General features: G+C 31.2%; 13 protein-coding genes. All 13 read right to left on the bottom strand.

The window, feature by feature from the left end; all coding sequences use genetic code 11:
• Positions 1–81 precede the first annotated feature (81 nt).
• A complete protein-coding gene (locus tag PW52_RS09630) occupies positions 82–843 on the bottom strand; it encodes a YoaK family protein (protein ID WP_044632740.1) in 762 nt (253 codons plus the stop codon).
• A 167-nt stretch (positions 844–1,010) separates the two neighbouring features.
• Positions 1,011–1,931, bottom strand: a complete 921-nt coding sequence (locus tag PW52_RS09625) for a hypothetical protein (RefSeq protein WP_044632739.1) — start codon at positions 1,929–1,931, stop codon at positions 1,011–1,013.
• A gap of 157 nt (positions 1,932–2,088) precedes the next feature.
• Positions 2,089–3,366 carry a sulfatase-like hydrolase/transferase gene (locus PW52_RS09620; protein WP_044632738.1) on the bottom strand — a complete coding sequence of 426 codons (1,278 nt, stop codon included), beginning with the start codon at positions 3,364–3,366 and terminating at the stop codon, positions 2,089–2,091.
• 535 nt (positions 3,367–3,901) lie between these two features.
• Positions 3,902–5,662 carry a CocE/NonD family hydrolase gene (locus PW52_RS09610; protein WP_044632736.1) on the bottom strand — a complete coding sequence of 587 codons (1,761 nt, stop codon included), beginning with the start codon at positions 5,660–5,662 and terminating at the stop codon, positions 3,902–3,904.
• A gap of 310 nt (positions 5,663–5,972) precedes the next feature.
• Positions 5,973–6,470, bottom strand: coding sequence for a YceI family protein (locus tag PW52_RS09605; protein WP_044632914.1), 498 nt, complete (start codon positions 6,468–6,470; stop codon positions 5,973–5,975).
• Between the two features lie 477 nt (positions 6,471–6,947).
• Positions 6,948–8,663 (bottom strand): amidohydrolase, encoded by a 1,716-nt coding sequence (locus PW52_RS09600; RefSeq protein WP_044632735.1) that lies wholly within the window; start codon positions 8,661–8,663, stop codon positions 6,948–6,950.
• Between the two features lie 207 nt (positions 8,664–8,870).
• Positions 8,871–9,824, bottom strand: a complete 954-nt coding sequence (locus tag PW52_RS09595; RefSeq protein ID WP_044632734.1) for a Fic family protein — start codon at positions 9,822–9,824, stop codon at positions 8,871–8,873.
• 216 nt (positions 9,825–10,040) lie between these two features.
• Positions 10,041–10,496: a DUF4377 domain-containing protein gene (locus PW52_RS09590; protein WP_240475174.1), complete on the bottom strand. Its 456-nt coding sequence runs from the start codon at positions 10,494–10,496 to the stop codon at positions 10,041–10,043.
• A 307-nt stretch (positions 10,497–10,803) separates the two neighbouring features.
• Complete coding sequence (locus PW52_RS09585; protein WP_044632733.1) at positions 10,804–10,998, bottom strand: helix-turn-helix transcriptional regulator; 195 nt, start codon at positions 10,996–10,998, stop codon at positions 10,804–10,806.
• The gene (locus tag PW52_RS09580) at positions 10,995–11,462 is read right to left on the bottom strand and encodes a hypothetical protein (protein WP_044632732.1); all 468 of its coding nucleotides are present in this window, start codon (positions 11,460–11,462) and stop codon (positions 10,995–10,997) included. Before PW52_RS09580 ends, PW52_RS09585 begins: the two co-directional genes overlap by 4 nt.
• 274 nt (positions 11,463–11,736) lie before the next feature.
• Positions 11,737–12,912 (bottom strand): DmpA family aminopeptidase, encoded by a 1,176-nt coding sequence (locus PW52_RS09575; RefSeq protein ID WP_044632731.1) that lies wholly within the window; start codon positions 12,910–12,912, stop codon positions 11,737–11,739.
• Between the two features lie 217 nt (positions 12,913–13,129).
• A complete protein-coding gene (locus PW52_RS09570) occupies positions 13,130–13,744 on the bottom strand; it encodes a hypothetical protein (protein ID WP_044632730.1) in 615 nt (204 codons plus the stop codon).
• Between the two features lie 626 nt (positions 13,745–14,370).
• Positions 14,371–14,910: IS3 family transposase (locus tag PW52_RS09560; RefSeq protein WP_044632728.1), on the bottom strand; the 540-nt coding region annotated here is incomplete at its 5' end.

Here is a 14,910-nt window from a genome sequence, read left to right as displayed (position 1 = left end):
TGTTAATTATAATAGGGTAGTTTAATTAAAGACTGAATATAAAATTCATGAGGATTTGCGAAACTGGGCTAGTACCAGCAATCATTCATAACTATTGTTCTGTGCAGTTTTTTTTCTTTGTTTATACTTTCTATTCGTTCGGATTAATTTATATCTCAAATCATCATAAAATAAGCTTATTAATAAAATTATTACGCCAAAAAATAGAGTGTTTAATTTCAAATTAAGTTTTGAGTAAAGATATCCACCTATTATTCCTCCAAGAAAGAAGAAGCAAATAATATAAATCTGTAGTTTTATTTTTGATTGTATTTTTTCTCTATTTGGGTAAGATTTAGGAAAGAACAGTTGCGATAGCTCAATGCCTAAATCAGTAAAAAGTCCTGTAAGGTGAGTTGTTCTTACAATAGCATTTGAAATTTTTGTTACAAAAGAGTTTTGAAGTCCCATTGCAAAAAGCAGCATACAAACAAATGTGTTAGGGTATTTTATTCTTTCAAAATTGCTTATAATAGTGATTGATAATAAAATAAGACATTCAATTATTGTTGGTAAAACAAAAACATTAAGTTTTCTGTTTTCCTTGAATTTTTCGATTAGGAAACTTGACAAAAAAGAACCAAAGAGAAAAGAAAAAATAAAAAGGAAATATATTGTTCCCTTCCAAAACTCAAAATGAGCAACATCATTCATAAAAAGTGCAAAATGCCCTGTTACGTTTGTAGTGAGTTGCTTAAATTCTAAAAATCCTGTTACATTTACTATTCCAGCAACAAAGGACAAAATCGTAGCAATTCGCAGATTGTGTTTTAAAGTTCTACTTTTGCCTTGATGTCTAAACATTTTACTTCCATTTAATTTGGTTTTTTAGATAGTACAACGTGGTTGTGTTTTATTTATAGCGTGTTTAAGTATCTAATTTAGTCAATAAAAAGCGAATAGAAAGTTTCCCAATAATATACGTAAGTAGGCTAGAGCCGACAAGTATTTATGCGAGTGGGTGGCAACAGTTATTTATATTTCCAGTTGGTTAAAATATCGGCTATTTCATTTCCAACTTCTTTTTCTAATCGAGTTAATAATTCCGAGTCAGTAAGGGCTTTTGTTTTACTTAAGTCTGTATGAATTAAAAACTCTCGAAGTTTTATTAAAATGTCAGTTTTATTGAAATCTAATATTGACTTTGCGTTTCGATAGAGTTGCATTTGAAACCATTCATAGTTTTGAGGTGTTAGCTTCTGAACATATTTTTCTTCAAAATCTTTGAGAGTTTTAAATTCAGCCATTCTATCTCCAGATTGTATTACGAATTCAGGATACGTGTTCATGAACTGGTAAGATGGGTTTGCTTTTTCTTTTATGAAAGAATACATACTCATTGTCGCAAATAATTCTTGTAACCACTTACGTTGAGGTTTAGTTCCTTCTTTAAAATGATAAAGATGAGCTAATTCGTGAATTGATAAGATTTCTCGATAAAATTGATCTAAATTTATATTTTCACCATAAACAGATTTTAATATAGCTAAATATTGTTCAGGTAATTGGGAAATCATTTTTTCCACTTCAATTGAAACTATTGATTTATCCAGGCCAAGTATTACATTTCCTTTTCCAGCTTGAGGTAAACCAGGTGGTGGAAAATATGCGTATTTATTCCACTTTTTATTTTCTATAAATAGGACAGCAAAATCTAAATTAGTCTGAAAAATTTGGTCAAAATACAGTTTAGCACTGTTAAGATTATTAAGAGTTTCCGTTGTGGTTTTAATTGAATCATTTGAAACCAAAGTCTTAAATGTGTAATCTGTTTTCAGCTCTATTAGTCCACTATGAATAGAGGTGTCAATCCAAGATTCTTGACCTTGTAAGTAATGTGTGAAACAACATAGTAAAATTGCAATCAGATTTGTTAAAGTTGATTTTTTCATAGATCGTTTAATTGTGGTCAACAGTTTTATATATGAGTCGTAGTAGGTTTATTATCACTAACTTTTCGGGTTGTAACTTACCCTTAAGTTATTTATTTTCTTTTGATTAAGCAATTAAATCGCTATTTTTTTAATACGTTATTGATAATAGTTATTATTAATTTCTTATTCTTAGCAATTCAGTTTCTAACTCTTCTTTCGATTTTTTTTCAGTAGTATTTAGAGTGGCATTCAGAATGTTGTTTTTTTCGTAGGGATCATTAATTAAGTTGTACATTTCCTCTTTTCCATTAGCAAACACTAATAATTTGTAGATACCGTTACTAATGGTCCATGCGTTATTTTTTTCATTCTTCATTTCAGAATACTGATATTTTCTAATTAACTTCTCTTCATAAAAAAGTGACTTAAAGCTTTTACTATCATTTATTTCATCAATTTCTACACCTGCTATTTCGGCTATGGTTGCAAAAATATCTGTTGAAGTAATTAAATTATTATCTATCCCTTTTCTTTCAACCCCCATGCCAGATACAAATAATGGCATATTTATACCGCCTTGATATAAACTTCTTTTTACTTGATTTTTGTAATATGGATCTTGGGTAACTATGGGTTCTGTGCCGTTATCTCCCATAAAAATTATAATCGTATTTTCTCTTTTTTCTTTTGACAAGGAACTCAGAAGTTTTCCAATTTGATAGTCCATAGCCTCAATAGATGCCATGAAATAAGGAGTTGGATCTACATTTTCGGTGTACGGAGGTAAATAGCCTTGATTATGCATTTTTGCAGGAGGAATATGAAAAGGCGTATGTGGTGCATTATATGCTAGCCACATAAACCAAGGTTTTTCTTGTTCTTTTATCCAATTGACCGCTAAATCTGTAAACTTTTTGGCAGTATATTCTTTCGATGTTGTTTGTTTTCCTTTTTCTGATAAAGGCCAATTATAATAATCTTTTACCGAACCTTTAAATATGCCAGCATAATAGTCGATGCCAAATGTCTCAGGATTAATAGTTGTATCATAACCAGAGATATGCCATTTGCCAACTACAGCAGTCGCATATGAATTATTGGTGTTATTGTGAATGTATTTTTGCAATAAAACTTCACCTTCACTCAATTTTTGATTTGCCCATCTTACATTTGTTCGATATCCATATTTACCTGTAATCATTGATGCTCTTGTTGGCGAACACGTTGGATATGTCCAGAAGTTATTAAAGCTTAAACCTAATTTTCTAATAGAATCTATAATTGGCGTATGAGGTTTTATAGTGCCTTCTGTATATCCAGCTAATGCATCTTTCCCCATATCGTCCGCAATTATAAATAATATGTTTGGTTCATTATTAGATGTAATCTTATTTTGGTTTATTTTACAACTAAGTATTAAAATTGATATTAAAATGTAAACTGTTTTTTTCATTAATATGGTTAGGAGTTACACATTGTTGCCAATGTTTAAGTATATGATAAGTTAAGTGTTTATGTGCTAGTATTTTATAAAGAAAAAGCAGGAGCCAGTAATCAAGATAACTAACATTGCTTAGGATAAAACTAGCAATTAATTTAATATAGAATTGGTCAGTTAGATGTTTTTTGGTTTTTATTAAGTAATCAAGCTAATGGTTGGACGAAATTCTCATTAAACATTTAAGTGAAATTAAACGCACTATTTGAAATTACGAAATGTATTTAATTCGAAAAAAATAAATTTAAGTGTTTTTTTTATTAATTGACTATGGCTTTACCAAATGCTTCTTCAAGATTAAAGAAGTATATAAAAGCTAATATAATTAGTATAAAACCAATAACTATAACCCAATATTTTTTTAGACTTATTCATATTATTTATTTTTTAAGTGTTCCTTTAGCATTTAAAAACTTAACAAATAGAATATGTGCAAGGATTTACAAAATAGGCAAGGGCTAGCCAAAAAATATAGTTTTAGGCATACGTTTTATTTTATTATTGGTAGTTCTAAAAAAGATAGGTTTGTTTTATTCCTGTAAATACTTAAAGTTGGTGTGCCTTGGGTTGGAACTTTGTCAAATGTGTCTTTATCGGCTCCAGCAATTGCAATTCTTATAGAATGTCCTTTCTTGATGAGAATAGATGTTGGATGTAACTTAAAGCTAACTTCTTCAATTTCATCAATTGGCATAGGTGATGCGTCTGATTTCTTAAATGAATGATATGGTAATTCACTAAACATATCATTCTTAGATATTTTTCGATGTTTAAGCAAAAGCCCTCCTTCTGTAATATATCTGCTTTTTCCACTTGGGTCTACATCTTCTAAGTACACCAAAATGGCTCCTTCATTGTGAGTAGATGAGAGACTGAGTGAAATTACAGGTGTTCCTGTTATTTGAAGCGGCTCCTTAAGAGGTGTGGTTGTATAAGTTAGCATTAAAGAATCGGCAGCATTGCGATTATTGAGGTTAAGAACGGGTTTTCCCATTTGGGTTGTCCATCGATTGTTGGTGCCAGTACTTACCGAAAAGTCAACTAGATATTCATCCATTCCTGTTGGTTCGTTTGATGATGAAGTATTTAACTTTTCGTTGGCGTCTAAATAATATTTAATTCTTTCTTGCCCTTTAGGTGGCCAAATATCAGATTGTTTAAATGATTCTTCCCCAAAATTATAGTACTTAATGGTTGGCCAATCTTCAACTTCTTTGTCAATCCCCTTTATGTAATGGTCAAAGAAGTTAAGTTGTAGTCTAAGTTGTTCATTAACAGAAGGAATAGGTTCAACGATACTGTCAGAAACAACAAATGGGCTGGCATGTGAACGTCCGCCATGAGAAGTTGGCATCATGACAACTTTCTGCGGATTATCAAAATGTTGTAATCGTAATAAAGTACCTTCTGCCGTGCCGGCATCCAACCAACTTGTAAGAACAAGCATGGGTACATTTGATTCCGAAATTTCCTTTTTCCAATGCAAGGGGTCGAGTTCTTCGGATTTGAAATCTCCAAATTTGGAATCTTTATAAGGTGCTTTAGATAGAGCTTCCAATACGATTGTGTTGTTTTCATGTTCTTTGATTGCATCCATCGGAAAATCTTTACCGACACGCCTCACACTTGCCCCCAGATTCTCAACTGAATTTTGGTCTAGCCAATCAACATATTGACTCCATACCGCTATAAAACTTGTTGCAAGCATTCCATAAGGCCGCGAAGGACTTTCATAAACGTCAAAATCTGACCAACCAGGTATTACAGCTTTAATGGCCGTGTGCTGGGTAGCACATAAAAGCTCTGCCGTTGTCCCGGAGTATGAAGTGCCATAGGCTCCTACTTTACCATTAGACCACGGTTGGTTCACGACCCAATCAACAATGTACCAAGCATCTTTCACCTCCGTAGGCGAATATTCTGCAGTACGAACACCGTAGGAAGCACCTGTTCCCCTAACATCAACTTTTGCAAGGATGTAATCATGGTCAAGAAAATATTTATCTCGTTTTTTGAGTGAAGGAATTGGCTTACCTGTTTTCGGGTCTTCTTTGCCCCTCCAATAACGGGTAAACTCAAACAGTACAGGGAGTTTTTGATTTTTATAATCTTCTGGGAAGTACACATCCATAGCCAATTTGGTTCCATTGACAGCAGGGATGTAATAAGACTCAACATTATTTGCTTGCGAGAAACCGAATTGATAGGTTAAAAGAAGAAAGAGTATAAATAAAAATTTTTTAGCGGTCATTTTCTAATTAGGTTAAATAGCGCAACGTCTTTATACACCTATAGTTGCGTGGTTTAAGTAACCAATTTAGTAATTAAAAACCGAATAGAATATTTCTGTAAGATATTTTTAAGTGATTTAATATTAGGTAATTAATTGTGCTTATTGTTTAGCACTAACTTTTCGGATTAACCCATGTCCAAATTTTTATATTTTGTTTTTAATTTTCTCTTTTTAAACGCCAAATTAAAAATTTGGTAAACTTTCTAAATATACAAAGCCTTTCGGTTAAGAACTTTTTAGCTATGTTTCATCCGCCGTTTAGGCCCAGTTATTTTATGGGGTTAATTATACATATGATTTCTACGTCAACCTCTTTTCCTACCATAAAACCACTATTAGGTCCAACATTGTAGTCGTTTCTATTAAGAGTAAGTGAACCGTTAAAAGTATTATTGATAAATGTAAATGGAATGCTAACTTCTTTAGTTACATCTTTTATGTTTAGTTCTCCAAATGCTGTATATCCATTAGTCGTTTTTTTTATCTTGCTCGACTTGAAACATATGTTAGTATATTTTTCTGTATAGAAAAAATCCTCTTTTCGTAAATGTTTATCCCTTTTTTCGTTTTCGGTATTTATTGATTTTGCTGAGATGCAGACATTAAAAAAAGAATTGTTTAAATCCTTTGGGGAAAACGAAACCATTCCAGTAAAGTCATTAAAAGTTCCTTCTACAGTATTGAACGCCATATTGGAAACTTTAAATTTTACTTTAGAGCCAGAAGATTGAATTGTTTGTTGACTAAAAGTCAATTGTACACTCATAAGCGTAAGCAAGAAAATGTAAATGTTCTTTGTCATAATTATTTTTTTAAAGTAATATAATACAAATATCTTATGATTTTAATATATATTCACCTAGGTTAATTAATGAAAACATTATTTGCTTTTTCATTATTATTTTAATTAACTAATATTTTTGTTGTTACTGCCTAAGGTTTGTATATGATTACTTCCGTATTTGAGCCAACCAATTTAATAAATAAAAAAAATCGAATAGAAAGTCAGTGGAAATTTTTGTTAACGAGACTAAGAGTTTGGAGGAGAGGTATGCGCATAGTTGGGTGCTGTTTATGAGTTCATTTTTTTTTTGAATTACCTTTTACGTTTCCCAAGAATAATATTCAGTTAGGTTCTCATGCTGTATAATTTGAACATATCGATTTCAAATTTACATTATCATAAGTTTCTACTTGCAAACCAATTTGTAATAATCAACCTGCAATATCGATTAACAAATATTTAATCCGTTTGGTTATAATCAAAAACTATGTCGCCTCCAATTATCGTCATAGCGATCTTGGTGTCTAGTATTTGATTTTCAGGAATGGTCATTATGTTTCTGTCAAGTATAGTAAAATCTGCCCATTTACCAACTTCTATACTTCCTTTGGCATTTTCTTGAAATGCAGCATAGGCAGCATCCAATGTATAAGATCTTAGGGCTTGATTTCTGGTCATTTTCTGCTGAGGTTCGTAACCATCATCTGGTATTCCTTTTAGAGTTTTTCTCGAAATTGAGGCATAAAATCCAGCCATAGGATTAAGAGGCTCTACAGGAGCATCGGTTCCGTTCACAATCATTGCGCCAGATTTTAATAATGTCTGCCATATATAGGCACCTTCGTTAATACGTTTCTCTCCCAGACGATCAATGGCCCAAGGTCTATCGGATGACATATGAATTGCTTGCATTGCTAGAATAACATCTAATTCAGCAACTCTTGGAATGTCTGCTGGATCGAAATGTTGGGCATGTTCTATTCTAAATCTGGCATCTTTAGAACTGTTTGAAGATTTAATCTTAAATGTACTCTCGTAAATATCTAAAACCTCACGAGTTGCGCGGTCTCCTATGGCATGTATACCTACTTGAAAGCCATTTTTGTAAGCGGTTTTTACAATTTTATCAATATCCTCTATTGGTGTAACATTATGACCATGCACTCCTGGTGCATCCGTATATTCTTCCAATAACCATGCACCTCTTGAGCCTAAAGCGCCATCTGCCATTAGTTTAATAGAACGAATGGTTAATTGATTGTTGTATAAGTTCAATTGAATACCTTTTTTAAAATATTTTTTTAGAAGTTTAGGTTGTGTTCCACGAAGCATAACATACAGCCTTAGTTTAATTAGGTTTTCTGAGGCCATTTCTTCAAAAAGATTAATCATATAGCCACCAGAACCTGCATCGTGAAATCCGGTGATACCATTTTTAAAGCACTCTTCTAAAGCTAACGTTATTGCTTCTTTTACACTTTTTTTTGTAGGTGCAGGTAAATGCTTGGATACTAAATCTGTTGCAGTTTCATTAAGAATTCCTGTTGGTTCACCATTAATATCTATAATTATTTCTCCGCCATCTGGTTGAGGTGTTTTTGAATTGATACCTGCAATATCCATAGCTTTTTGATTTATAATTATGATATGTCCAGAAGCATGTATAAGAATAACAGGATGATCTGGTACAGCAGCAGATAGTAACTTATTTGTAGGATACCCATTAATTAATGCGGGTTTTGTATCCCACTTATCATGATGCCATCCGTTTGCTATAATCCATTCTCCTTTCGGAGTGTTTTTTGCTTTTTCTGCGACTCTTTCAATAGCCTCTTCATAACTCTTAGCCCCAACCAAGTTAACTTCCAATAAATTTAATCCAACATAATATAAATGGGCATGCCCCTCTATTAAACCAGGAATCATGGTCTTGCCATTTAAATCAAAGAGTTTGGTTTTATCACCTTTCAACTTCATGATATCTTCTTTACTTCCTACAGATAGAATTGAATCGGCTTTTACGGCTACAGCTTCCACCATTGGCCGGTTATCGTCCATTGTATAAATCTCTCCGTTAAAATAAATTTGATCTGCTAATGTGCCAAGTTCACTCGTTTGTGCCTGTGAGGTTATAGTTATAAGTAGAAAGAAAATAATTAATTGCGTTGGTTTCATTGTGAGTTTGTTTTGGAATTCACGATTATTAGACTGACTTGTTAATAGTTTTGTTAAAGGTGTTTTAATTGAGTCTAATAAGTTTGTTTATAATTAGTTGTATGTTTAAGCAACTAATTTAGTCAATAAAACCGAAATATATTATCTGCAAGGACTTTTGTTAGCAGGTTAGAAGTAGGATTTTTTTTTATGCGGTGTTGTGCCCAGTTATTTTATAAGATAGATTGTTTTATTTTTTTCTCCAATTTTTTCAAATAAACCCAATTTAGCTCCTTTTTTTAAATCTCTACTTGCCGTTGCAGAAGAAATATCTTTAAAAATATTCATGTAATCTTTTCTTGTAAATTCAGCTTTATTTAATGAAACATAATACTCTAATCTATCTTTTTCATTTAACGTCCGATTATTAAAATCTAATAATTGACTTATTGAAATGTCAATTACGGTAAGCATGTATTCAATAAACTTAGTTGATTTTCCAGATTTATCACTTTCAGCTAAAGCTTTATAATATTTTTCTTGGTCATTACTGATTAAGGTTTCAAATGGCAAAAACTCAAATATTGGATATTTTTCCATTAAAATTAAAGTTTGCCATAATCTTCCCATTCTACCATTTCCATCCAAAAATGGATGAATAAATTCCATTTCGTAATGGAAAACGCAACTTTTAATTAATTCAATTTCATCAGATTTTTTCAAATATTCAAAAAGTTGTTTCATTAAGTGTGGTACATTTCCAAATGGTGGTGCTAAATGCTCGACTTTAGAGCCTTTTACAATTCCGACACTTTGATTTCTATATTTTCCAGAATTTTCAATTAGACCTTCCATTAAGTTTTTGTGTGCTTTTAAAAAGGATTTTTCGTTAGTAGGATTGTAATCTTCTAAATTTTCATAGATTTTGATCGCATTTAAAACCTCTAGAATATCTTTTTTAGGACCAATAACCTTTTTGTTTTCAAGAAGTGCTGTTATTTGTTCTTCTGTAAGTGTATTTCCTTCTATTTTTAAAGAAGAATGAATAGTTTTGATTCTATTCTGTTTTCTCAATTTAGGTGAAGGTCGGTTTAATAAATTTGCATTTACTTCTCCTATTTTTTCTGAAATGGAAGTTATTAATTTTAAAATAGAAGATGTTAGTTCGTAAGGAGGCTTCATTTATGATACTATCATTTGATACTATCAAAGATACAATTATTTAATCTTAATTATCTTATGAAACGTATTTTTTTAATGGATGCCAGTGTGTTTGTGTTTTTTTTTGCGTTGACTTAAGGTAAATTTATCAAATAATTACCGAATAGAAAATAAGTAAGGATTTTTAAGGGTAGGCGAGAATAAGCTATTAAATATAGCCGTTTTTGGCAACGGTTTTTATTCAATTTCTATTAATTGTATCTCATCTATAGAAATTCTTTTAAATGTTCCTATTACATAATCTTGACTTTGTAATGCCGTCTCTAATTCCTCACAAAGATTGTTACAATCAATATCTATTTGATAAAGCAGTTTTAAACCAGATTCAGTTGTTATAAAATTTTCTCCGTTTCTTTTTAAATCTATTTTAAAAAGAATGTCATTATCTACTTCTTGAGTTGATGTTACTTCTACAAGAGTATATTTTATAGAACTTCCATCGGCAGGAGGATTATTTATTCGTTCTGTCTTTACAGATAAGTTGTAAATAGTACCGGGTTCATAATTAAATCCATTAATATTAGAGTAAAAGTTATCCCAACTATTTGTTCCGATATCATCTTCTTTTTGAACGAGTAAGGTTAAAACAGGTTCTAAGGCAATTCCTGTACTTTGAAAATGATTAACTCTCATTTCAATAGTTTGAGTTTGGTTGTCATCATTGGAACAAGAGAATAATATTCCAAGAATCATAAATAGTAAGATTTGGTTTTTTATCATTATTAAACCTTTTGTATAAAAGTAGGATGCGAATTTACTTGAAAGGTTGCGTTCAAATTGTTGCGAACGTGTTTGTATATGGATTGTTGCGTTGGTTTAAGGTAAATTTATCAAATAATTATCGAATAGAAAACGAGTGAGGAATTTCGGAAATTACTAAAACTAGTAATTAATTTTACACGGTTTTGGTAAAACGTTTTTTTATTGGATTTAGTTTAAATTATTCTTCAATATCAAATAAATATTCAACGGTGACTTTAAAAAAACGAGCCATTTTTATTGCTAATGTAACCGAAGGATTAAACTTGTTTTTTTCTATGGCGTGAATAGTTTGTCGCGAAACGTTTAATTCTTTTGCTAAAGCTGCTTGTGTTAAGTTGTGTCTAGCTCTTTCTACTTTTACAAGGTTTTTCATAAGTACATTTTTCTTTTGATAAAAAATATTATTATGTACGACCAAAGTAATGGAAATATAAAATAATCTAAAGTTAGTTTTAAATCTTTAGCTAACACGTACAAAAAAATTGTAACTAATAATCCAATTATAAAAGTAAGTTGAAATGATTCTAGCCTTAATTTGTCTATATAATCGTCTTCTACTTTTTCTTTCGAAATCATATAAATTAGTATTGCGATTATCGCAACAAAATCAATTCCATAAATTACTGCGCCTCCAGTAATGGCGTTTAATAGTCCTAATATTTCATAACCCAAATCGGGTTCTGTTCTTATTTTTGAAGCGTCAATTCCAGGTTGTGTAGTACTATATTTATAAATTGAATTATTAATAAAGTTTAAACTTCCATTAATTAAAGAGGCTATAATGAAAAGGGCCAAACCTAGTTTTTTACACCAATTAGGTAATATTTGTGTTTTCATATTCTATTATTTTTATACAAAAGTATACAATACTTTACATTTAGGAAAATAAAATAGAATATTTTTTGATTTCACTTTATTTCAGATGATTTTAGATTGAAGTGAGAATGTCCAATATAATAAGTTTTTGGAAATGTTTGCGATTGTGTTTGTGTATGGTTTGTTGCGCAGTTTAAGTGCCTAATTTAGCAAATAAATCACGGATAGAAAGTCCTCTCGCACTTTCGTAAATTGGCTAATACAAGCAATTAATTTTATACGTTGTTGTACCACGTTATTCTTTCAGTCGATTATATTTTTTCAAGGTTTTAATAAGTAAATCGTGTGGTAAAGCATAGGCTTTATTACCGTTAATTCCTTCCATAGTTTCAGCAGCAACCATTGCATTGATAATCGCTTCCTCTACTGCTTGAACAGTTGCTTCAAAAACTGGCAATAGTTGGTCATTAGGTAATGATTCAATAGTTGTGGTTTCATCTCGATTAAATGCGTTTTCATTTGCAGTTGAAAATGCTAAAAAAATATCTCCAGAGCCATTGCCTCCTCGTCCGCCAACAATTCCAACTCCTAATGGAATTCTTTGAGCGATTCTTTTTAATTGATGAGGCAAAAGAGGTACATCTGTTGCTATAATTACTATAATTGAACCGTCTCCTTCTTGTCTCCTTGATTTCGGTGGCGCATTAAACTTGTAGTTTAAAGTATCTTTTAATTCAACTCCAACTGGAACTCCTGCTATTGATAAATTTCTCTTCGCTCCGAAATTAGATTGTACAATTGCTCCAACGGTATATGTCGAATCCTTAATTTTAAAAACTCTAGAAGACGTTCCCGTTCCTCCTTTATAGCCCAAACACATCATTCCCGTTCCTCCACCAACATTTCCTTCAGCAATCTTTCCACTTGAGGTATTTTCTATAGCTTCTAATACGTGCTTTTCTTTAACGTGAAAACCATATATGTCATTTAGAAAACCATCATAAGTTTCAGCTACTACAGGATAGGTGTACCACCAATCTTCTCCGTTATACCAATCTGTATCGACATACCACTTCAATACTGCGTCTCGAACAACTCCAACACTATTGGTGTTTGTAATCATAATGGGGGTTTCTAAAAATCCTGATTCGGTAATCCAAGTTGTGCCCGTCATTTCTCCATTTCCGTTAAGACTATACCAATTTGCATAAACTGGACTAAATTTTTTAGCCTTTCCTCTCGGAAATATTGCAGTAACTCCAGTTCTTATAGGTCCTTTGCCAATAATGTTTTCTCCTTTTCCAGAAATTATAGTACTATAACCAACTTCAACTCCTTTAACATCCGTTATTGCATTAAATTCACCAGTCTTACCAACAAACGGAATGCCTAAATCTCTTGCTCTTGGTTTTTGAGCATAAGATTGAGAATAAATTAGTGATACTAAAAAAACTATAAATACTCTTTTCATATTGGTTGGTTATAATGAAGCACCACGTGTTTGTACAAGTAATGTTGCCTGGTTTAAGGACTAAAGTTAGCAAATAAATCACAGATAGAAAGTCTTCTAGGATTTTCAGCCGTAAATCAAAGAAAGCAAATTGCAATGAATGCCGATTTGGATTTCAGCCGCAATGCGCTATACAGGTTGTTACCAAAAGTTATTTTTTCACTTTTTTAAACCTGTCTCAAAAGTTTGTTCCAGTTTTAAATTCGGTTTCATTTACTTTTATCCATTTCAATGTAATTTCCTTGTCTGAAATGACTTTTTCTTGAGATGGAAATAAATTAACTTCAATTATTTTGTCGGTATTGTTGTCAACCTCCAATTCTACGGTTTCATAACCAATAAATTCAATGCGGTAGTTGGCTTTCGGACTATTTTTATCTACTATAAAAACTTTGTTTAATTCATCAAAGAAAAAGTGTTTTCGGTAAGATGTTCGTAGAATATTAGCTGGAATTTCAATTCCGTTTTCGTCCCTAACTTTGAATTCAAATTTAACTTCTTTTTCAGATTTGACTTTAAATTCTGTTATTTTAATTTCATTTTTTGAAACTTGTTCTGCTTTATCAAAAATCAAGTTTAATTTTTCGTCTTTCAATTCAAATTTTCCCCTACCAGTTGTCGAAATTCCTAAACATCCAGAAACCACATAAGCAAATCGATTTTTTTCTTTAAAATCAATACACGTTACATCGGATTCACCTATTGGAACAGAACAATATTTTCCAATTATTTTTTCTTGTGAAAAAGTTACAATCGAAATCAGAAGAATAATGGTTAGCAGAATGATTTTCATGATTTTTGGTAACGTTGTTAGCACCAGTATTTTTGTTTCATATTTTATTCATTCCAATTTATGACTTTATTTATTTTTCTATTCACTATTTTATATTCTACAAAAGCGAGTATGTAAAACATTAGATTGAGAAATAAAATCATAGAAAAGTCACTTTCCAATTTTCCAGATTTTATAGAGTAAAATAAATTCGAAATCAGCGCAATAGTTAGTAGAGTATATATAATGATAGATATTAATTTCAATCTCAAATTATATTGGTTAAAGTTCTCTTTGTTAAAAGTTACAATTATTTTCGGAAGTAACTTTTCAAAGGGTGTAGTAATTCTTAATAAGTCAATTCGTTTATCATTTTCATAACCTAACAAGAACTTATTAGGTTCACTTACAAAAGTTGAAGCAGATTTGAAATCCAATGAAGTATGTTTTTTTAACGAAAATAATCTAATATTTCGTTCTATTTTGTCAGAATTCAGTTCGGTTATATTTATCTTTTTAAAGTATAATTTTAGTTTGTTTGTATTATACTGATATAGGTTGACTCTTTTTTGGTTATTATTTAGAGGTTCAAAAGATTTTTTTTAGCCGTTTAGAAGGCAAAAAAATAGTTTGAACAGGGTCTGTTTTTAAATCGTAAGTTCAGGTAAATTTACATTATTTTTTCGATACGATTTGTATTTTATATTGGGATTAAGGTGTACTTCAGCAGGTTTTCTTAAATGTAAGCTAAAATGTGTTCTTAAATTGTTGTAAATATAGACCGCTTGATCTGCCATTTTTTGCGCTAATTCTGTATTTTTAATTATTTTCTTTAGACCATATTCGTATTTTAAAGTTCTGTTAACACGTTCTGCAACAGCGTTTTCGTAAGGGTCGTATTGCTCAGTCATACTCATTTTAATTCCATTGTTTTCTGCAAATTCGGTGTATTTAGGATTGCAGTACTGTAATCCTCTATCAGAGTGATGTATGAGTTTTTGGTTAGGGTATTTTCTATTTTTAATAGCCATATCAAGCGCATCAGTACAAAGAGATGTTCTCATATGGTTGTCGAGTTTATACCCCATTATTTGCTTAGAATAGGCGTCTGTTACTAATGCGAGGTAATTATGTCCATTCTCGGTTTTAATGTATGTAATATCGCTTACCCAAAGTTGTTCTGGTCG

This window comes from Neotamlana sedimentorum (assembly GCF_000943565.1).
Taxonomy (GTDB): Bacteria; Bacteroidota; Bacteroidia; order Flavobacteriales; family Flavobacteriaceae; genus Neotamlana; species Neotamlana sedimentorum.
The sequence above is the reverse complement of the archived record's forward strand: the minus strand, read 5'-3'. Positions and strand labels throughout refer to the sequence as shown.

Coding starts and splice junctions, on each gene's coding strand:
- PW52_RS09630 (WP_044632740.1), bottom strand. CDS start 843: ATGTTTAGACATCAAGGCAAAAGTAGAACTTTAAAACACAATCTGCGA.
- PW52_RS09625 (WP_044632739.1), bottom strand. CDS start 1,931: ATGAAAAAATCAACTTTAACAAATCTGATTGCAATTTTACTATGTTGT.
- PW52_RS09620 (WP_044632738.1), bottom strand. CDS start 3,366: ATGAAAAAAACAGTTTACATTTTAATATCAATTTTAATACTTAGTTGT.
- PW52_RS09610 (WP_044632736.1), bottom strand. CDS start 5,662: ATGACCGCTAAAAAATTTTTATTTATACTCTTTCTTCTTTTAACCTAT.
- PW52_RS09605 (WP_044632914.1), bottom strand. CDS start 6,470: ATGAGTGTACAATTGACTTTTAGTCAACAAACAATTCAATCTTCTGGC.
- PW52_RS09600 (WP_044632735.1), bottom strand. CDS start 8,663: ATGAAACCAACGCAATTAATTATTTTCTTTCTACTTATAACTATAACC.
- PW52_RS09595 (WP_044632734.1), bottom strand. CDS start 9,824: ATGAAGCCTCCTTACGAACTAACATCTTCTATTTTAAAATTAATAACT.
- PW52_RS09590 (WP_240475174.1), bottom strand. CDS start 10,496: ATGAGAGTTAATCATTTTCAAAGTACAGGAATTGCCTTAGAACCTGTT.
- PW52_RS09585 (WP_044632733.1), bottom strand. CDS start 10,998: ATGAAAAACCTTGTAAAAGTAGAAAGAGCTAGACACAACTTAACACAA.
- PW52_RS09580 (WP_044632732.1), bottom strand. CDS start 11,462: ATGAAAACACAAATATTACCTAATTGGTGTAAAAAACTAGGTTTGGCC.
- PW52_RS09575 (WP_044632731.1), bottom strand. CDS start 12,912: ATGAAAAGAGTATTTATAGTTTTTTTAGTATCACTAATTTATTCTCAA.
- PW52_RS09570 (WP_044632730.1), bottom strand. CDS start 13,744: ATGAAAATCATTCTGCTAACCATTATTCTTCTGATTTCGATTGTAACT.